General features: G+C 34.1%; 17 protein-coding genes and 1 other RNA gene. 12 read left to right on the top strand and 6 right to left on the bottom strand.

All coding sequences use genetic code 11. From position 1 onward, the window contains the following. The 3 genes from LG651_RS11685 to LG651_RS11675 all read left to right on the top strand — a co-directional run bounded on the left by LG651_RS11685 (position 1) and on the right by LG651_RS11675 (position 6,281). Complete coding sequence (locus LG651_RS11685; protein WP_226696307.1) at positions 1–2,301, top strand: family 20 glycosylhydrolase; 2,301 nt, start codon at positions 1–3, stop codon at positions 2,299–2,301. Between the two features lie 31 nt (positions 2,302–2,332). Then, on the top strand, positions 2,333–3,997 hold the full coding sequence (locus LG651_RS11680; RefSeq protein WP_226696306.1) for a hypothetical protein: 1,665 nt from the start codon (positions 2,333–2,335) through the stop codon (positions 3,995–3,997). A gap of 67 nt (positions 3,998–4,064) precedes the next feature. Beyond that, positions 4,065–6,281, top strand: coding sequence for a GH92 family glycosyl hydrolase (locus LG651_RS11675; RefSeq protein ID WP_226696305.1), 2,217 nt, complete (start codon positions 4,065–4,067; stop codon positions 6,279–6,281). A gap of 22 nt (positions 6,282–6,303) precedes the next feature. Here the strand turns inward: LG651_RS11675 and ssrA are convergent. Then, positions 6,304–6,700: a transfer-messenger RNA gene (gene ssrA / locus LG651_RS11670) on the bottom strand. Positions 6,701–6,959: 259 nt separating this feature from the next. Between ssrA and LG651_RS11665 the strand changes: the two genes are divergently transcribed. From LG651_RS11665 to LG651_RS11655, 3 genes are read left to right on the top strand one after another with little or no spacing between them, the layout of a single operon-like run. Beyond that, positions 6,960–7,379: a DUF1801 domain-containing protein gene (locus LG651_RS11665; RefSeq protein ID WP_226696304.1), complete on the top strand. Its 420-nt coding sequence runs from the start codon at positions 6,960–6,962 to the stop codon at positions 7,377–7,379. A 5-nt stretch (positions 7,380–7,384) separates the two neighbouring features. After that, positions 7,385–8,590 carry an NAD(P)-dependent oxidoreductase gene (locus tag LG651_RS11660; protein ID WP_226696303.1) on the top strand — a complete coding sequence of 402 codons (1,206 nt, stop codon included), beginning with the start codon at positions 7,385–7,387 and terminating at the stop codon, positions 8,588–8,590. A gap of 29 nt (positions 8,591–8,619) precedes the next feature. Continuing rightward, a complete protein-coding gene (locus LG651_RS11655) occupies positions 8,620–9,402 on the top strand; it encodes an SDR family NAD(P)-dependent oxidoreductase (protein ID WP_226696302.1) in 783 nt (260 codons plus the stop codon). Between the two features lie 5 nt (positions 9,403–9,407). Here LG651_RS11655 and LG651_RS11650 read toward each other — a convergent pair whose 3' ends face one another. From LG651_RS11650 to LG651_RS11635, 4 genes are all read right to left on the bottom strand, one after another. After that, positions 9,408–10,076: a DUF1361 domain-containing protein gene (locus tag LG651_RS11650; RefSeq protein WP_226696301.1), complete on the bottom strand. Its 669-nt coding sequence runs from the start codon at positions 10,074–10,076 to the stop codon at positions 9,408–9,410. Positions 10,077–10,342: 266 nt separating this feature from the next. Beyond that, complete coding sequence (gene creD / locus LG651_RS11645; RefSeq protein ID WP_226696300.1) at positions 10,343–11,722, bottom strand: cell envelope integrity protein CreD; 1,380 nt, start codon at positions 11,720–11,722, stop codon at positions 10,343–10,345. A gap of 54 nt (positions 11,723–11,776) precedes the next feature. Further along, positions 11,777–12,070 carry a winged helix-turn-helix domain-containing protein gene (locus LG651_RS11640; RefSeq protein WP_226696299.1) on the bottom strand — a complete coding sequence of 98 codons (294 nt, stop codon included), beginning with the start codon at positions 12,068–12,070 and terminating at the stop codon, positions 11,777–11,779. A gap of 386 nt (positions 12,071–12,456) precedes the next feature. Then, positions 12,457–13,062 (bottom strand): hypothetical protein, encoded by a 606-nt coding sequence (locus LG651_RS11635; RefSeq protein ID WP_226696360.1) that lies wholly within the window; start codon positions 13,060–13,062, stop codon positions 12,457–12,459. Positions 13,063–13,188: 126 nt separating this feature from the next. On the opposite strand from LG651_RS11635, the gene LG651_RS11630 reads away from it, so the two are divergent. Next, on the top strand, positions 13,189–13,452 hold the full coding sequence (locus LG651_RS11630) for a hypothetical protein (protein ID WP_226696298.1): 264 nt from the start codon (positions 13,189–13,191) through the stop codon (positions 13,450–13,452). After that, positions 13,439–13,816, top strand: a complete 378-nt coding sequence (locus LG651_RS11625; protein WP_226696297.1) for a DUF1801 domain-containing protein — start codon at positions 13,439–13,441, stop codon at positions 13,814–13,816. Before LG651_RS11630 ends, LG651_RS11625 begins: the two co-directional genes overlap by 14 nt. On the opposite strand, the gene kdsA is transcribed toward LG651_RS11625, so the two are convergent. Beyond that, on the bottom strand, positions 13,813–14,631 hold the full coding sequence (kdsA, locus tag LG651_RS11620; RefSeq protein WP_226543999.1) for a 3-deoxy-8-phosphooctulonate synthase: 819 nt from the start codon (positions 14,629–14,631) through the stop codon (positions 13,813–13,815). The genes LG651_RS11625 and kdsA overlap by 4 nt on opposite strands. A 292-nt stretch (positions 14,632–14,923) precedes the next feature. Between kdsA and typA the strand changes: the two genes are divergently transcribed. The 4 genes from typA (at position 14,924) to LG651_RS11595 (ending at position 20,530) form a co-directional block, all read left to right on the top strand. After that, positions 14,924–16,723, top strand: coding sequence for a translational GTPase TypA (typA, locus tag LG651_RS11615; protein ID WP_226696296.1), 1,800 nt, complete (start codon positions 14,924–14,926; stop codon positions 16,721–16,723). 394 nt (positions 16,724–17,117) lie between these two features. Beyond that, a complete protein-coding gene (locus tag LG651_RS11605) occupies positions 17,118–18,428 on the top strand; it encodes an O-antigen translocase (RefSeq protein WP_226696294.1) in 1,311 nt (436 codons plus the stop codon). Between the two features lie 30 nt (positions 18,429–18,458). Further along, positions 18,459–19,436 carry a GNAT family N-acetyltransferase gene (locus LG651_RS11600; RefSeq protein ID WP_226696293.1) on the top strand — a complete coding sequence of 326 codons (978 nt, stop codon included), beginning with the start codon at positions 18,459–18,461 and terminating at the stop codon, positions 19,434–19,436. Beyond that, positions 19,433–20,530 (top strand): DegT/DnrJ/EryC1/StrS family aminotransferase, encoded by a 1,098-nt coding sequence (locus tag LG651_RS11595; RefSeq protein ID WP_226696292.1) that lies wholly within the window; start codon positions 19,433–19,435, stop codon positions 20,528–20,530. Before LG651_RS11600 ends, LG651_RS11595 begins: the two co-directional genes overlap by 4 nt. Positions 20,531–20,552 lie beyond the last annotated feature (22 nt).

The raw sequence follows: 20,552 nt of genomic DNA, 5'->3' as shown, positions 1-20,552 counted from the left end.
ATGAAAAACTATCTAACGCTCTTACTTTTAGCTGTTCTTTTTACGAGCTGCTCCCATCAAAAACCAACTTTTACCAAAGATGATATTTCAATAATACCAAAGCCTTCAAGCATACAACTTCATGAAAGTGCTTTCGAATTCGAGTCTAAAACCAAATTAGTAGTTACCGAAGCTGCGCATAAAAAAGCCGCTAACTATTTAAAAGGATTATTTAGTACTTCTGCAGGGTTCGAGTTTAGCGAATCAACATCAAAAACTGCAGCAGCTGTAATTTTTGAAACGGTAGAAGGTTTAAAAGAAGGGGCGTATAAATTAGTTGTAAATCCGTCGCAAATCATTATTTCGGCTTCAGAAGAAAGCGGATTTTTTAATGGTGTTCAAACCATTCGTCAATTATTGCCATCAGAAATAGAAAGTACAAACGAGGTTTCAGTAAATTGGTATGTACCATGTTTAAGTATTGAAGATGAGCCACGTTTTAAGTGGCGAGGTATGCATAATGATTTTAGTCGTCATTTTATTGATATTGATGAGGTTAAATCTTTTTTAGATTACCTAGCGCTTTATAAAATGAACATGTATCACATGCATTTAACCGACGATCAAGGTTGGAGAATTGAGATTAAACAATATCCATTATTAACCGAAAAAGGAGCGTGGAGAACACCAAACAATCAAGACACGATTTGTATGGAACGCGCCGAAGAAAATAAACTTTATACCATTGATGAAGCTAAGTTTAAAACTATTGATGGTGAGCGTAAATACGGTGGTTTCTTTACTCAAGAACAAATAAAAGAAATCGTGGCTTACGCCGATGATAGATGTATTACAGTAGTTCCAGAAATTGATATGCCAGGGCATTTTAAAGCAGCCATAGATAATTATCCGTTTTTATCTTGCAATGGGCAATCGGGTTGGGATACTGTTTTTACACACCCGTCATGTTTAGGAAAAGACACCACTTACGAGTTTATGAAAAATGTATTAAGCGAAGTTGTCGATTTATTTCCTTACGAATACATTCATATTGGTGGAGATGAGGTTAATATAGCATCATGGAAAGAATGTCCATTATGCCAAAAAGCAATAAAAGATAATAACCTAAAAGATGAACACGAATTACAGTCGTTTTTTAATCGTGATATTGAGCAGTTTTTACATTCAAAAGGAAAAAAACTTATGGGGTGGGACGAAATTGTTGAAGGTGGTTTAACTAAAGATGCAGCCGTAATGTGGTGGAGAGGTTGGAGACCAGAAGCGCCTAAAAAGGCGGCCGAAAACGGGAACGAATTGGTAATTACGCCAACAGATGCCTATTATTTCGATTATTTAAATGAAGGAAATACTTTAGAGAAAATTTATAATTACGAGCCTGTTCCAGAAAATTTTACAGCCGAAGAAGAAGCTAACGTTTTAGGTATTCAAGCTAATTTATGGTCGGAGTGGATTCCAAGTTTTAAACGCTTACAATATCAAGCATTTCCACGTATGTTAGCGGTGGCAGAAAATGCATGGGCATCAAAAGAAAATAAAGATTTTGAAGCTTTTAATGCGCGCGTTGAAAAACAATACCCAAGGTTAGATGAGCTAGGAGTATATTATTACATCCCGATTGTAAAAGGCTTAGATAAAACCATAGCTATGGTTGATAGTACAAAAGTTAAGTTGGAATTAGCTTATCCTTTAGAAGGTGTAGAAATTTATTACACAACAGATGGTTCTGTACCAACAAAGGAAACTACAAAATATACAGAACCTTTTACGGTGAGTGATACGGTAGAAATTAAGGCTAGAGCTTATAAAGGTGAAATATTCAATGATATTAAAAAGACAAAAGTTGAGCAGAAAGTATATTTAAATTCTGAAGCTATCGAACCAAAATCAAAAGGGCTAAAACGTTTTTTAATATCAGGGAAACTTAAAAAAGTGGAAGATATTAAGCTTAAAACTACAACAAAATATGAAGTTGTAGATAGCGTTGATATCGCCGATTTTAAAGGAAAAAAGCCGGTTAATATGGTGTTTTCAGGTTATATAAAAGCCGAAAAAGATGGAATTTATCAATTCGAAACACGATCGGACGGTGGCGATTATTTATATATTGGAGATACATTAGTTGTAGATAATAGCGGTTGGCACGGACCAAGAAAACGCTACGGAAATGTCGCGCTTAAAGCGGGTTGGCATCCTATAACTATTAAATATAGACCAAGCGATAAACCTAGAGTAATTAGTGCTTGGTATGGGATGCAAGGTAAAGATTTACAGTTAATTAATTCGACTGTTACAGGATTTTAATAATAAATAAAAACATTATTTAAGCAGAAAAATGATTCAATTAATCTTAAAAAAATACTTGGTAGCAATTTTTATTTTGTCTTTAGTAATTCAGAATGCTGTGTACGGACAAAAGGAGAATTCAGAACCCTTAATTTTCGATATGGTTCATCATAATCCTGGTGAAACACCATACGATTCTAAATACAACAATCCGGCAGTAATTAAGGAAATGGGGTACAACGGCAAAGTGTACTTTTTATTCGAATCTCCTGCATTGGCTATAAATTGGGAATCATTCGATAAAGATGTGCTTCCTAAAGGCACTCAAGATAGAAAATGGGTTGATGAAAAAGCGGCACAAATTAAACAAATGCATGCCGCATGTAAGGCCGAAAATATGGCCATTTATGCCATGTCAGATTTGGTGTTGTTTCCAAAAAGATTAATAGAAAAATATAATATTGAAGACACTTTTGGCGATCCTAATAACGAATTGACCGAGCAATTAATTCGAGTTCAAATTAATGAAATGTTCGATCAGTTTCCAGATCTCGATGGTCTGGTTGTGCGTATTGGCGAAACCTATTTACACGATGCGCCTTTTCATTTAGGGGATATAAAAGACAAAAATAATCCAGAAAAAACCATTATTCCTTTAATTAATATTTTAAAGGAGGAAATATGCGAGAAACGCGATAAACAATTAATTTTTAGAACTTGGGGCGCTTTCGATGTTAACTTAGAAAACTATTTAAAAGTAAGTGATGCTGTAACACCTCATAAAAATTTAATTATTAGTGTAAAGCATTGCGAAGGCGATTTTCACAGGGCAAATAGTTTTAGTAAAGTCATTGGTCAAGGGCGTCATAAACAAATTATTGAAGTGCAATCGGCTCGCGAATACGAAGGTAAAGGCGCTTATCCAAATTATATCGCCAATGGTGTAATTGATGGTTTCGAAGAGCATAGCCGTATGCCTAAAGAAGACATTAACAGTATTAAGGAGTTTGTTGAAACTAAACCAGAATTATATGCAGGTATCTGGACTTGGTCGCGTGGTGGCGGTTGGGATGGTCCATATATAAAAGATGAGTTATGGTGCGATCTTAATTCTTGGGTAATGGCACAATGGGGACAAAATACCGATAAAACCGAAGCCTTTATTTTTAATCGATATGCTACAGAACGTTTAGGTTTAAAAGGAACTGACTTAGAGAAATTTAGACGCTTGTGTTTACTTTCTGCCGAAGCGGTTGTTCGTGGTAGAAATAGTACGTATCGCGATATGAATCCGTGGTGGACAAGAGATCAAGGTATTGCGTGGCCAATGGTGGTTAAAGGTAAAACAGAGCAGTTACGAAACTTAGCTCAAAAAGATGAAGCTGTTGCAAAATGGAAAACTATAGTTAGTTTAGCTAAAAGCATTAATTGGGGAAATAACGAAACCAAAAATCATGCTCTTGGTTCATCGGAATATGGTTTAAAGCTATATGAAATATACCGAAGCTTGGTTAATATTAAATATGCAGATGATAATGGCGATGCTAAAAACGTTAAAAAATGGCTTAAAGTTTACGATAAAGCTTGGGAAGATTATAACAATTTAGCAAAAAAGTACAGCACCATTGCAACTTTATACACTCAAGATTATAGCCGCCATATAGCTAATAATGCCAACAACAAAGTAAATAAGCTTAAAGAAGAATATAAGTAAACCCATTATTTTTTAAGCGTAAGTTTGTCATAGCACCAAGTAAATGTGCTTTAAAATTAAAAGGAAAATGAAGTTTTATAATAGCTTATTGTTAATACTGAGTTTAGCAGTAGTTTCTTGTGCAAATAATAAAAAAGAAGGTGTGCAGGAGTCGAAAGAAAAGCTAACACAATATGTAAACACCTTTACCGGAACCGACGGACCTGGAAATACCTATCCCGGAGCAGTTGTTCCATTTGGAATGGTGCAATTAAGTCCAGATAATGGTTTGCCTGGTTGGGACAGAATTGCAGGTTATTTTTATCCAGATTCTACCATTGCAGGGTTTAGTCATACGCATTTATCAGGTACTGGTGCTGGCGATATGTACGATTTATTGGTAATGCCTTTAAACAGTAAATTCACTAAAAGTTTAACACCCGAAGCTGCTTACAGACCATATTCTAAATTTTCTCATGATAGAGAAGAGGCAAGCCCAGGTTATTATGCTGTAGATTTGTTAAGCTCTGGTATTAAAGCCGAATTAACTACAACTTCCCGCGTAGGCTTTCATCAATATACATTTCCAAAGGACGATAACAGTCAAATTATTCTCGATTTAGGATATAGCTTAAATTGGGATAAACCTATGGAAACTAAAATAACGATAGAAGACAATCAAACCATTGTGGGTTACCGTAAATCTAAAGGTTGGGCGGCCGACCAACGCGTGTATTTTGTAATGCAGTTTTCTAAACCTTTCGATAAAGCACAGTTATTCAATAATTCTGAAGAAATTAATGCCGATAGCGTAGCAGGACAGTTTACCAAAATAGTGGCTCATTATAAAACATCAGATAACGAAAAAATTAAAGTAAAAGTGGCGATGTCTTCGGCAAGTATAGCTGGTGCTCGAAAAAACCTTGAAGCCGAATTAGGGCATTGGGATTTCGAAAAAACCGTAGCAGAGGCCGATGCTATTTGGGAAAAACAACTTTCAAAAATTACTATTGAAGGCACAAAAGCTCAAAAAGAGTTATTCTACACCAATATGTATCATGTGTTTTTAACGCCATCGTTACACAGCGATGTGGATGGCGCATACAAAGGTGCCGATGGCAAAAATCATGTAGCCAACGGTTACAATAAGTACGATACATTTTCATTATGGGATACCTTTAGAGCAACGCATCCATTATACACCATTATTTCTCAAAAAGAAACTGAAGATATGGTAAAGTCGTTTTTATCGCATTACGACGAAACGGGTTTACTACCAGTATGGTCTTTAGCAGGAAACGAAACAAATATGATGATTGGTTACCACGCCGTTCCTGTAATTGTTGATGCTTATTTTAAAGGCATTCCAATGGATGCCGAAAAAGCTTTAGAGGCTTGTATCGCTTCAGCAAACGAAGATGGCAGACAAATAGATTTATATAAAAAGTTAGGCTATGTTCCCACTGGCGAACATCACGAAAATTGGTCGGTTTCAAAAACCTTAGAATATGCTTATAACGATTGGTGTATAGCCAAATTAGCAAAAGCCTTAGGGAATGTAGAGGCTAATAAAGTGTTTGCAAAACGCGCCGATAACTGGCGTAATTTGTACGATACAGAATCGACATTCTTCCGTCCAAAAGACGATCAAGGGCATTTTGTTAGTGAATTTTCAGCAAAAGCATATACGAAAGAATTTTGCGAAAGTAACGCATGGCAATATTTTTGGTTTGTTCCGCATAATATCGATGGATTAGAGCAAGCCGTAGGAAAAGAACAATTTGCAGTAAAATTAGATTCTATGTTTACCTATTACCCAGAAAAAGACGATAAGCTACCTATTTTTAGCACTGGAATGATTGGGCAATATGCACACGGTAACGAGCCAAGTCACCATGTAGCTTATTTGTATAACGAAATTGGGCAGCCTTGGAAAACCCAAGACATGGTACGTAAAATTATAAAAACCCAATATAGCACCAAACCAGATGGTTATTGTGGAAATGAAGATTGCGGACAAATGAGCGCGTGGTTGGTGTTTTCATCAATGGGATTATATCCAATAAATCCAGCCGAGGCGGTTTATAGCATTACCTCGCCAACAGTAACTTCGGCAACTATTAATTTGGAAAACGGTAAGGTGTTTAAAATCACTACCGAAAATCAATCTCCCGAAAATAAATATATCCAATCTATTTTGTTAAATGGCGAGCCTTACAACGCACTATCCATAACACATCAAGACATTATCGATGGCGGTAATTTACACATAGTGTTGGGTGATAAAATAAATAAAACCCTATAAATCAAATTTATAGGGTTTTAAAAAGTGGAGTCGGAGAGAATCGAACTCTCGTCCAAACAAGTAACCAAAGGGCTTTCTACACGTTTATTCTTTTCTTAGGTTTTCGACTGCAAGCTGGTTAAAGACAACCCACTTACAACTTAGCTTTTAAATCTCGAAAAGGCATCAAAGCGCTACCTAATCTTAGTTAATATTTACGATGCCTCAAAAAAGAACGCCATTAACCAGGGCTTTCTAGAGACATTTAGCTTGCACACCTTGTGTGCCGAGGCTTGAACTTACTATAATTCAGTTATTAAGCAGCTAAAGCGTAGTTATTCTCGCCGTTTAAAGTTTGGTCTAGCCTTTTAGGTGTTTCAAAACCATTACACCACGTGCTTACCGTTCAATTAATCTCGCTGTCAAAACCAGTCGACCCCGTTTTCCCGCACAGGCGGGAATATTATTGTGTCACTTCAACTGTCAAGCTAAGCACAGTCCAAGCGTATTTTTAAACAGTGTGCGTTACCCACTTTTGCTTTTAATGGCAAAAGTGCGTCAGGCTTTCGGTAGTCGCTCTCTGCGAGGAGCTCCAACAATACCTCAATCCTTAACGCGGGCGGCAAAGATATTAAAAAGTTTGTAAATCTGTTTTAATACACTTAAATTACAACAAAAAGTATTCCATAGTTACGTGTTATGCAAATTGTCAGTCATCCAAAAGTAAACGAAAAGTTTAACAATTATCCGCCGCAGGTAAAACCCAAAATGGATGCGCTACGCGCTTTGGTTTTAAAAACAGCAGAAAGCATAACAGGATTAGAAAAACTAGAAGAAACCCTAAAATGGAATGAACCCAGTTTTGTAACAAAACACGGTAGCACACTACGAATCGATTGGAAACCCAAAACACCAAACCAATACGCTATGTATTTTCAATGCACCTCGCAGTTGGTTTCCACCTTTAAAATAATTTATAAAGCCGTTTTTAAATTCGAAGGTAAAAGAGCCATCATTTTTAATATAAACGAGAGCCTTCCAAAAACCGAACTAGAGCATTGTATAACGCTCGCATTAACCTATCATAAAATAAAACACTTGCCGCTTTTAGGCGCATAAAACCTATGAAATTCGCAATAATAACAGAACGCAAAACACCACCCGATCGTCGTGTGGTTTTCTCACCAGAAAAACTAGATGAAGCTAAAAAGCAATTTCCAGAAGCCCAATTTATTGTAGAAGCTTCAACAATTCGTGTGTTTTCAGACGAGGCTTACCAACAAAAAGGTATTGAAGTTGTTAATGATGTATCTGATGCAGACGTTTTAATTGGAGTGAAAGAAGTACCTATTTCGGCATTAATTCCTAATAAAAAATATTTCTTCTTTTCGCATACCATAAAAAAGCAACCTTATAACCGTAAATTACTAAAAGCTATTTTAAATAAAAATATAGAGCTTTACGACCACGAAACCATTGTCGATGCCAAAGGAAATAGGCTAATAGGTTTCGGACGATTTGCTGGAATTGTTGGTGCTTACAACGGTTTTCGAGCCTGGGGTTTAAAATACAATACGTGGCAATTACCAAAAGCAGGACCTTTACCAAACCAAGCGGCATTAATCGCAGAATTAAATCAAATAGAGCTTCCAAATATAAAAATATTATTAACTGGAAGCGGTAAAGTTGCCAATGGTGCTCAAGAAATGTTAGATGCTATGCAAATAAAGTCAGTATCGGTTCAGGAGTATTTAAACGATAACTTTAACGAACCTGTGTATTGTAAAATTGATGTGCTCGATTATAACAAGCGTACAGATGGACAGGTTTTAAATAATACAGACTTTTTTAATAATCCGCAGGATTATCAATCTAATTTCATGCGTTTTGCCAAAGTAACCGATTATTATATTGCGGGACACTTTTACGGCGATGGCGCACCATATTTGTATACCCGACAAGATGTAAAATCGCCCGATTTTAATATAAAAGTCGTGGCCGATATTAGTTGCGATGTCGACGGGCCAGTGGCTACAACACTTCGCGCATCAACTATTGCAGAACCAATTTATGGTTACAACCCACAAACCGAATCAGAAATCGATTATAAAAACGAAAAAGCCATTGTAGTTATGGCGGTCGATAATTTGCCTTGCGAATTACCGCAAGATGCCAGCGAAGGCTTTGGCGACATGTTTTTAAAACATGTAATTCCAGCGTTTTTTAATGAGGACAAGGACGGGATTTTACAGCGCGCAAAAATCACCGAAAGCGGGAAGCTAACTCCAAAATTTAATTATTTGCAAGATTTTGTTGACGAAAAAGGGTGATTTTCCATAATTATTACTTTATTTGAGGTATGAAACACTCTGCTTTAGTTACTGGTGCTGCCTCTGGTTTAGGTTACGAATTGGCCATTTTATTAGCCAAAGACAATTACAAATTATTTTTAGTTGATATTGATGCTTCAAAATTAACACAAGTAAAAACCGAGCTTGAGCAAACCTATAACGTCGAGGTTGTAACGCTGCAAAAAGATTTAAGTCAGGTAAATGTCGCTCAAGATATTATGGACGATATTAACAACGAACCTTTAGATGTTTTAATAAACAATGCAGGTTTCGGGTTGTTTGGTTCTTTTGTAAATACCTGTTGGGAGCGCGAAGCCCAAATGCTAAACGTACATGTTGTAAACGCAACACATTTAACCAAACTTGTTTTAGAAGGCATGGTAAAACGTGGTTCGGGAAAAATATTAAACATGTCGTCGTTAGCGGCTTTTCAACCTGGGCCGTTAATGTCTATTTACTACGCATCAAAAGGGTACATGCTGTCTTTTTCTGAAGCTATTGCAAACGAACTAAAAGGGACGGGCGTTACAGTAACAGCCTTATGTCCCGGGCCAACAAAAACAGCCTTTCAAGAAACCGTTTCGGCAAACACCACAGAAAATAAAATTAAATTCAATATGGGCGATGCAAAATGCGTCGCATTATACGGTTATAAAGCCATGTTAAAAGGTAAACCTTATGCCATCCCTGGAGGATTTAATAAGTTTTTAGCAACACTACCGCGTATTATTCCTCGTAATATGGCAGCCTCAATTGTTAGAAAACTTCAAGAGAAAAACAGGAAGGATTAACCTCATTAGTTTTTCAATTTTTGCTGCTCTAATGTTTTAATTATCCAAAATCCGCCGCAAAGAAATAATCCAAAAATAATAGTGAATAACCAAGGGTTTGTCATAGACTTTGGGTTGGTTAAAAGGTGAAAAATATCAACTATTAAATCTATTGGATGGCTTACAATATCCCAAGAATTATACCTAAAATAACGGCCTAAATAAACTCCAAATGCCGATGCAAACAAAATAGCCGCATTAGCATATAACTGGGTTTTAATTGAAAGATATTTAGCAGTAATTTTATTAAAATCTAAAAGTGAAAAATAAAATAATAATAAACCACTTAAAGCAAAGGCTGCAATAATAAGAACATCGAGCCAAAAATAATGACTGTAGTTGTATTGTAAATGCACAAAATCGGTAACTATATAAGGCGCATTAGGTAAAAAAAGCAGCCAAATACCTAGCCATAACACCAAACTTAATTTATAACGTTTGGGGTTGCGCTTTAAATATGTGGTAATGGCGTAGGGAATGACTGCTAGAAAGATGTTCCATACTAAAAATAGATAGTGATAGGAGTGTGTAAGTTTCATTTTTACGGCTAGTAAAAAAAAGCTTGACGATAACGCAATAAATAAAATGCTTAAAGCGCTGTATTTGTTAAACGATAATTCTTTTATCTGTTCCATGATTTTTAAATTTTTAAAGTGTGTTTTTTATAACGTTACTGTTGTTTTATTAAATTATAAAAGGTTTATGCCTTTTGTTTGTTTTAGCGCAGTCGAAATCTAGTCTTATGTCAGGTTGAGCGCAGTCGAAACCTAGTCTTATGTCAGATTGAGCGCAGTCGAAATCTAGTCGTCAGGTTGAGCGCAGTCGAAATCTAGTTTTTATTAAAACCTTGTTTCATGTATTGGGGTTTAGAAACAAGGTTTTGGTAATTAACAAATAAAACTTAAGCGTTGCTCCAATCTATTTTTCGAGATACAAACATCACGGTTGTGAGTATTAAAAACAAACCAATACTGCCAACCAATAAGGCGTAATTTTCTAACTGAATAATCACATAAATAAAGGTGTAAAGTGCCGTTAAGGACAAGCCAATAAATACAGGGAATTTAAAGGTTTGTAATATGGTTTTCGAGTAAAGCGTTATTAAAACAATTACCGAAATACCTGCAATTATATAGGCTTTAAAAAAGTTACTATGTTCCGAAATAGAGATGAGAAGCGTGTAAAACATAGTTAAAGCCAAACCAATCATTAAATATTGAAACGGATGAATATTTATTTTACTTAATGTTTGAATTAGGAAAAAGACCAAAAAGGTTAAACCAATAACTAAAAAACCGTATTTAGCCGATCGTTCGCTTTTTTGATATTCATCAACAGGAATCATAAAATTAACGCCAAAAGCAAAGTCTTGCAAGTTTGGTAAATTGTTGAAATGCTGTTGCGAAAACGGACGATTTAAATCTAAAATTTTCCATTTGGCATCAAAACCAGAGTCGCTTATTTTGTCGCCATTGTAAGGCAAAAATTCACCAATAAAATTAGCAGTTTTCCAGTTTGATGTAACTTGAGCTTCGGTTTGTTTTCCTGTTGGGATAAAACGAATTTGTTTACTGCCTTTTATATTGAAGTTTATGTTGTAAGATGTTGGGGCGTTAAAATTAATTGGGTTTTTAGTAAACGATTTAGTTTCTAGCGTATGCATAGCAACTTGGTTGTATGCTACATTGCTTTGGCTGTTGTATTTTGATGATAACTGGTACGTGTTTTTATTAAGCGTTAAATGCGCCTCATTAACACCTTTTACATTTGAAGTTTGGATAATTATTTTCGATTTCTCCCAAAGAATATCATTTTCGGAAACTTCAATATCGCTAAAATCTGGTTTTGTAAACTTGCCGTTTAATTTTATTTCGCTGTTATAAACGGCAGTTTTATAAATACCACGTTGCTTTGTTTCTGGGTTAATGTTTGATGTAATATTTAGGCTTTCAGGAAAAAAATAGGCGTAATTAATAACGGTATGGGTTTCGGTAAATACCTTTTTTGTTTTTTTGTCGGTCACTATTTTTTCCGAATAGGTTTTATATGGTACTTTTAAAATAGGGCCATAAATAAATACTTCGTTGCCCCATTGCTGGTTTATCTCGTTAACTACTTCATCTTGCCTGTACGAACGCTCCTGAATTAAATTTTGAATAAAGGTTAGTGGTACTAGTAAAACTAAGGTTAAAAATCCAACTGCTATCATGCGCGAGGTAATCGATGTTTTTAACCAATTGGCAAATCGGTTGGGAGGTGCTGTTTTTTGAGGTGTTTCCATAACTATTAATTTAAAGTACTTTGAGTTTCAAAGTAAATGATTAAAAAAAATGATTTATTGTTTATTAATTAATTTTTCAAGGGCGTTAATGTGTTTTTTAAACTCAAGTTCTCCCAGTTTAGTGGTATAGTAGCGGGTGTTTGGTTTTCTACCAATAAATTGCTTTTCTACTTTTATATATTCAACTTTCTCTAGTGCTTTGGTGTGGCTAGCTAAATTACCATCGGTAACTTCAAGAAGATCCTTAAGCATTTTAAAATCGGCGTATTCGTTAACCATTAAAATAGACATGATGCCTAATCTAATCCGGTGGTCGAATGCTTTATTTATGTTGTTTATAATGCCCATGTTTTAAATGAATCTTCGATTTTTGGTTTTAAAAGAGCTGTAAAGGTTATAAAAATAATAGGAGATTAATGTTAAAAATGGTAATTCTAAAAGTAAACCATATAAAAAAGCTACTGGTGAAGCTTGCGGGTTTTTTAAATCAAAAATATAATTAAATAAAAAACGCAATCGTTTAAATAGTTGGAAATAAAATAACAGGGCAAGCGGTAAAATACAGAGAAAACTTAACCAAAAAAATATTTTATGTTCGTTGTAATAAAGCCCAGAAATTATTAATAAAGCGCTGTATACTAATGCTAAAAATAAATAATTAGTCCGTGCAAAAATAACTAAAGCCATTATTCCAACTAAAATTCCTAAAACAATTAAAATATAGTTTTTTAACATTATTTGTCGTATTTAAAATGCATCCAAGTGCCATAAATAATGTGCATAATACCAAAACCAATTACCCAAAGCCAAAATCCGTAACCAGGAAAGGAGGCGGCAATTAAACCTAAAATTATGTCTATAATTCCTAGATATTTAATATCGCCAATGCTGAATTTTGAGGCATTAACTAGAGCTAAACCGTAAAATATTAGCATTAAAGCGGCTGTTTGCCCGTATTTACCTTGAAATAGCAATATTAAAATATAAAGCCCACCAGTTAATAATGGAATTAAAAAGTTTATAACAAGCCGTTTTGAGCTGGTATCCCAAATTTTAGCACCTTGCTTTTTAGCTTTTTTAGTGGTTAAAATAATACCAGTAACAATACTGAAAATGGCAACTAAAGCTAAAATAAGTAAGCAAAGTTTAAAAATATAACCATCTAGAATTAAATAACCACGGGTCGAGTTTTTAACCAAGACAAAGGCTATTGCTGCACCTACTAATGCATAAATACCTGCTAAAACTCCAGATAAGCCACTTAAAGAAATAAATCGAGAAGATTTATTCATTAGGTTTTTAATTTCTGATATGTCTTTTAAATAATCTTTAGAATCCATTTTTAAAGTACTTTGAAATGCAAAGTAAATTGATTTCATTAGGATTTTTCGTTTTTTTATGTTAATTTTATGTTAAGTTTGTGTGAAGATGTTGTTTTTGTTTGGTTTTTAATCTCTCTCAAGAAAATGAAAATTAACTGGCTACCAAATGTAAGTTTTAACGAAAATGACTTGCGTAATAAACTCGAAATTGAATATGAGTTTAGAAAAAAAATGACCAAATTTTTAATTGAAAACCAGATAGAAGCATGTTGTGCAGATTATAATTGTTTGGTTTTTAATTTTTATGTTAGCAAAAGTTATTTTGAAATTTCGCCAGAAACGCCAGAGCCTCTTTATTCTAGTGTTTTATTTTATTGGAAGAATATAAGTCTGAATGAAGTCGGTTGATCAATATTTTTTAAATCAAAAACAGCCATACCAGTCTATAATGCTTTACTTGCGGAGTGTAATTTTAAAAACGTTACCAGAAGCAGAAGAGTACTACAGTTACAAAATTCCGTTTTATCGCATTGATAAAAAGCCGCTACTTTATCTTAACATCTTAAAAGGAAAAACTTATGTTGATGTGGCTTTTGTACAAGGCATTTTATTGGAGCCTGAGTTTCCAGAATTAAAAAACGACAATAAACGCAAACAAGTACGTTCGTTACAAGTTTATAGCCTTGAAGATTTTAATCAACAGGAATTTGAAACTTTGTTAATTGCAGCTGCAACAAAACTTAAAGCGAGTAAAAAAGCTTGGTTTATTTAAAAACTGCTTACTAGTTTTTTAATTTCTACCAATCGGGTTAGTAAACCTTCCAGATTATCTAAATGCAACATATTGGCACCGTCGCTTTTTGCATTCGCAGGATCGAAGTGGGTTTCAATAAACAAACCATCAATATTATTTACTACACCGGCGCGGGCAATGGTTTCAATCATGTCTGGGCGACCACCTGTTACACCTGCTGTTTGATTAGGTTGTTGTAAAGAATGTGTAACATCTAAAACCACAGGAGCGTATTGTTTCATGGTTGGGATGCCTCGAAAATCTACAATCATGTCTTGGTAACCAAACATAGTACCTCGATCGGTTATCCAAGCTTTATCGCTACCAGCATCTTTAACTTTTTGTACGGCGTGTTTCATGGCTTCAGGGCTCATAAATTGTCCTTTTTTAAGGTTTACCACTTTACCTGTTTGGGCAGCAGCAACAACCAAATCGGTTTGGCGCACTAAAAAGGCAGGTATTTGTAAAACATCGACATATTGAGCGGCTTTGGCGGCATCGCTAACTTCGTGAATATCGGTAACGGTGGGTACATCAAATTTTTCTGAAACTTTAGCCAAAATCTCAAGTGCTTTTTCGTCGCCTATGCCTGTAAAACTATCTATTCGGCTACGGTTGGCTTTTTTGAAACTTCCTTTAAATACATACGGAATTTCTAATTTGTTGGTTATGTTTACTACTTTTTCGGCAATACGCATAGCCATATCTTCACCTTCTATGGCACAAGGACCACATAGTAAAAAGAAATTAGTATTACTTGTATGTTTTATTTTAGGAATGTCTTGAAGCTTCATGTGCAATTTAAAATTTAATAGAACAAAGATACTACTAATGCCCGAATTTAATAGGTTCGATTTTACGATTTAAGAAATTTACCTTGGCAAATATGCGCATTAGCGATTGAACGGCATGTTTGAGCGCCTCGCAGAGCGCGAGTAGTGAAAGCGCGACCCTTTGCAACCTATTAATAAACATTGTGTTAGGTTAAACTGTTTGTGGGTTGCAAAGGGTAATGCCCAAATAAAAAAAATGTGTTGAATATCGATAATTTATAACTACCTTTGCGCCCTTAAAATAAGCACTATTATGGCTACTATAAAAAACATTGCAATTATTGCACACGTTGACCACGGTAAAACAACTTTGGTTGATAAAATTATGTATCACTGTCAGTTATTTAGAGAAAATGAAAATACTGGCGATTTAATTTTAGATAATAACGATTTAGAGCGTGAAAGAGGAATAACAATTACTTCTAAAAACGTATCGGTTAAATATAAAGACACTAAAATTAATATTATTGATACGCCTGGTCACGCCGATTTTGGTGGAGAAGTTGAACGTGTTTTAAATATGGCTGATGGTGTGTTATTGTTAGTTGATGCTTTTGAAGGGCCAATGCCACAAACGCGTTTTGTGTTACAAAAAGCGATTGATTTAGGTTTAAAACCTTGCGTGGTTGTAAATAAAGTTGATAAAGAAAACTGTACGCCAGATGAGGTGCATGAAAAAGTATTCGATTTAATGTTCGAGCTTGGGGCAGAGGAGTGGCAGTTAGATTTCCCAACGGTTTATGGTAGTGCTAAAAATAACTGGATGAGCGAAGATTGGCAAAAGCCAACTGAAAATATTGAGCCATTACTTGATATGGTAATTGAGCATATTCCAGAACCTAAAATTGAAGAAGGAACAACCCAAATGCTTATTACTTCGTTAGACTTTTCTAGCTTTACAGGACGTATTGCTATTGGGCGTTTAACGCGTGGTGAATTAAAGGTTAATCAACAAATTACTTTAGTGAAGCGTGATGGTTCTATGGTTAAAAATAGAATTAAAGAATTACACGTTTTTGAAGGTTTAGGAAGAATTAAAGTTGATGAAGTACAAACAGGTGATATTTGTGCTATTGTTGGTTTAGATGGTTTTGAAATTGGTGATACTGTTGCCGATTTTGAAAACCCTGAAGGTTTAAAAACCATTGCCATTGATGAGCCTACAATGAGTATGCTTTTTACAATTAACGATTCGCCGTTTTTTGGTAAAGACGGAAAGTTTGTAACCTCTAGACATATTAAAGAGCGTTTAACCAAAGAACTTGAGAAAAACTTAGCTTTACGTGTTGAAGAAACAGATAGTGCCGATAAATTTATGGTTTTTGGTCGTGGTGTATTACACTTATCGGTTTTAATTGAAACCATGCGTCGTGAAGGTTACGAACTACAGATTGGACAACCGCAAGTAATTATAAAAGAAATTGATGGTGTAAAATGTGAGCCTGTTGAAGAAATGACTATTGATTTGCCAGAAAACGTTTCGGGTAAAGCGGTAGAGTTAGTAACGATGCGTAAAGGTGAAATGACCAGTATGGAAGCTAAAGGTGAGCGTATGGTTTGCGAATTTATTGTACCATCGCGTGGTATTATTGGTTTACGTAACCAATTACTTACAGCAACTGCTGGTGAGGCTATTATGGCACACCGTTTTAAAGAGTATCAACCATTAAAAGGTGGTATTCCTGAGCGCCAAAATGGGTCGTTAGTATCTATGGAAAATGGTACAGCAATTCCTTATTCTATTGATAAATTACAAGATAGAGGTAAGTTTTTTATAGATCCGGGTGAAGATATTTATGAAGGACAGGTAATTGGTGAAAACTCGCGTCAAGACGATATGACGGTTAACGTAACTAAAACTAAAAAGTTAAGTAACGTACGTAGTGCAGGTGCCGATGATAAAGCTAAAATTGTTCCTGCAATTAAATTCTCTTTAGAAGAAGCTTTAGAATACATACAAAAAGACGAATACGTAGAGGTAACACCAAACCACTTACGTTTACGTAAAATATACTTAAAAGAAGTAGATAGAAAACGTAATAAGTCTATTTAATTAATATATGGACTTTTTGGGAATACATTGGGTAGAGTGGCTAGGTTATCTAGCCACTGCTACTGTTTTAACTTCGTTTTTAATGAAAGCGGTTACCCGTTTACGAATTGTAAACTGTATAGGATGTTTACTATTTGTATGCTATGGTTTTTTACTTACACCACTTTCTAAGCCAATTATTATTACGAATTTGGCCATTTTTTTCATTAATTTATATTACATCGTTAAAAAGTAAAAATATCTGCTTTTTATCGGAAACTTGGTTATCTCATAGGTATAAAATTATGATAAATCTAAATGATTTGTATATTTAGCTGCATTGTATTGTTTACATTTAGAATATTAGGTTAATAATTACGTTATAAAATTAACCGACCAAACCAAAAATTATTAATTGAGAAAATTAATAGCCTATATAAACGATAAAGTTTTAGTAAAAATAGCTTCGCTACAAATGGTTTCTATAATTACCAGAATAATAGCGGGCCTGCTAACCTCGAAAGCTATTGCCGTAATGGTTGGACCATTTGGTTTGGCACTTATTGGAAACTTACGAAATTTTGTGGCAGCATTTCAAACCATAGCAACTCAAGGGTTGTATAAGGGTGTTGTACAATATATTTCGGTTTTTAAAGAAAATGCCAAGTCCCTTACCAAAACACTTTCTACAGCATATTATTTTGGGTTTATTTCTACAATTATAGTGGCCTGTTTCTGTTATTTTGCTTCAGAATGGATAAACGCCATTATTTTTCCGAGTTATAATGATTATGGTTATATAATAAAAATATTTGCCATAGCCTTACCTTTTTATGCTTTAAATATGTTCTCGTTTTCTATAATGAATGGGTTTTCAAAGTATAAAATTCTTATTATTATTAATATTATAGGGCAAATACTAAGCGTGAGTATTGCCTTAATTTTAATCTATCAAGAAAAACTAAAAGGGGCTTTAATTTCTGTAGTAATTGCAGAGTCGATTATTTTTTTAATAACGCTCGTAGGTATTATTAACAGAAGGAGTATGTTGCCAAATATACAGGTGAAAGCAGTGAGCTTTAAAATGTATAAAAAAATGAGTTCTTATGCTGTAATGGCTTTGTTTCCTGCGGTGTTATTGCCTTTGGTAACTATTGCTATACGCTCTTATATTATTGATAATGTAGGTTATAAGGAGGCAGGGTTTTGGGAAGCTATAACGCGTCTCTCGAAATATTACTTAATGTTTGTTAGCTCTTTAATATCACTTTATTTGTTGCCTCGCTTTTCTGAAATAAAAACAACCAAAGCGTTTAAAAAAGAAGTTTGGCATTTTTATAAAACAATTGTGCCCTTTCTTACTTTAGGATTAGTGCTTATATTTTTACTTAAAAAATATATTATTTTAGCTGTTTTTACGGAAGAATTTCTGCCTGTAGAAGACTTGTTCTTTTGGCAACTTTTGGGCGATTTTATTAAAGTACTTTCTATAATTATTGCTTATCAATTTTTGGCCAAAAAAATGTTTTGGCACTATGTTTTAACAGAAGCTTTTTTAATTGTAATACTTTACATTACCAGTGTGTATTTTGTTAATCTGCTTGGAGGAGTTAAAGGTGTGGTAGTCGCTCATTTTGTTAGTTATGCTATGTATTACGGTATGATATTGCTTATTTTTAGTAGTTCGTTTTTTGGATTAGATAATGATAATATTGAAGAGTTATAAAAGTTTTAAAACCATTAACTTACTATTTTTATGAATAATTTTACTGTAATAAAGTACCATTCAAATTATTTTGATGTATGGAATAACTTTATACGCAACAGTAAAAATGCAACCTTTTTATTTCATAGAAATTTTATGGAATATCATGCGGATAGGTTTACCGATTTTTCATTAATGGTTTTTAAAAAAAATACGTTGGTAGCATTGCTTCCGGCAAATCGAAATTCACATACGGTTTATTCGCATCAAGGTTTAACATATGGAGGTCTTGTTTTAAAAAGCGATGTTAAATTTAATGAAGTTTTAGAGGTGTTTTCTAGTTTGCTAGCGTTTTTAAATAGCGAAAATATTAGTCATTTAGAAATTAAACTAATGCCTTTAATTTATTGTGATTTACCTAATGACGAGTTGAGTTATTTGTTGTTTTTACTTCAGGCAGAGTTAGTTAAAAAGGAAAGTTTATCGGTAGTTAACCAGCGTCATAAAATAGCTATTTCTAATAACAGGCTAGAAGGCGTAAAGCGCGGTGTTAAACATAATTTAAAGGTTGAGGAATCTAGTGATCTTGATGCGTTTTGGAATAACATTTTAATACCAAATTTAAATAGAAAACATGGTGCATTACCTGTGCATAGTTTAGATGAAATTAAACAATTGCACAACCATTTTCCAGAGAACATAAAACAATATAACGTGTATCACGAAGGCGCTTTAGTTGCAGGAACAACCATGTTTATTACTAAAAATGTGGCGCATTGTCAATATATTTCAGGAAATTTGGATAAAAACACCTTAGGAAGTTTAGATTTTTTATTCGAGAAATTAATAAATGATGTTTTTGTAGATAAATCATTTTTTGATTTTGGTTCCTCTAACGCAAACCATGGTAGAGCTGTAAATAAAGGACTTCAATTTTGGAAAGAAGGTTTTGGAGCTCGCACAGTGGTGCAGGAAGTTTTTTCTGTTAAAACGGCTAATTACAAATTGTTAAACTCTGTAATGCAATGATTAAGTTTTTAGACTTAAAAAAAATAAATGCAGCCTATGAAGCCGATTTTAACGATGTTTTTAAGTCGTTTTTAAACTCTGGACAGTATATTTTAGGCGATAAGGTCTCTCACTTTGAAAAGGAATTTGCTAAGTTTTGCGGTACAAAATACAGTATAGGCACTGCAAACGGGCTTGATGCTATTACGTTAATATTTAAAGCTTATAAAATTTTAGGTAAGTTAAAGGATAACGACGAAGTTATAGTTCCGGCAAACACTTATATTGCTTGTGTTCTTGGTGTTTTAAATGCTGGCTTAAAGCCTGTTTTAGTAGAACCAAATCCTAGTACGTTTAACATTAGCGTTACAAGTATAAAGCAAGCAATAACTAATAAAACTAAAGCCATATTAGCCGTGCATCTTTACGGACAAATGGTTGACGTTGATTTGTTTAGAGATATTTCAAAAAAGCATAATTTAATTATTGTTGAAGATGCGGCCCAAGCTCATGGCGCAGTAAAAAATGGCATTAAAGCAGGAAGTTTTGGTCATGCTGCAGCCTTTAGTTTTTATCCTACTAAAAATTTAGGCGCCTTGGGAGATGGAGGCTGCGTAACATCGAACGATAAAAAATTAGCAGAAACCATTTTTAAGTTAAGAAATTATGGTACAACTCAAAAGTATGTGAGTGATTTTGTGGGAGTAAATTCTAGATTAGATGAAATTCAGGCGTCATTTTTAAGCGTAAAATTAAAACAGCTAGATGCCGATAATGAGAAAAGAAGGGCGATAGCAAAATGTTTTATAGCGAATATTAAAAACAACAAAGTAGAATTACCTTATTACTCTGGAAAAGAAGATCATGTATTTCATCAATTCGTAGTTAAGGTTAAGGATCAAGAAAAGTTTAGAGCTTTTTTATTGCAAAATGGAGTAGAAACGAACATACATTACCCTGTACCTTTACATAAACAAAAGGCTTTAAAAGCGTATGCTCATTTAAAATTACCTATAACCGAACAATTACATAAATATATTGTTAGTATTCCTATAAACCCTTTGTTAAATGCGAAAGAACAGGGAATTATTGTAAACACCATCAATTTGTATTAATTAAATAGCTTTTTAACGTAAA

The sequence above is a fragment of the Neotamlana sargassicola genome (assembly GCF_020523965.1).
In the GTDB taxonomy this organism is placed as follows: Bacteria; Bacteroidota; Bacteroidia; order Flavobacteriales; family Flavobacteriaceae; genus Neotamlana; species Neotamlana sargassicola.
The sequence above is the reverse complement of the archived record's forward strand: the minus strand, read 5'-3'. Positions and strand labels throughout refer to the sequence as shown.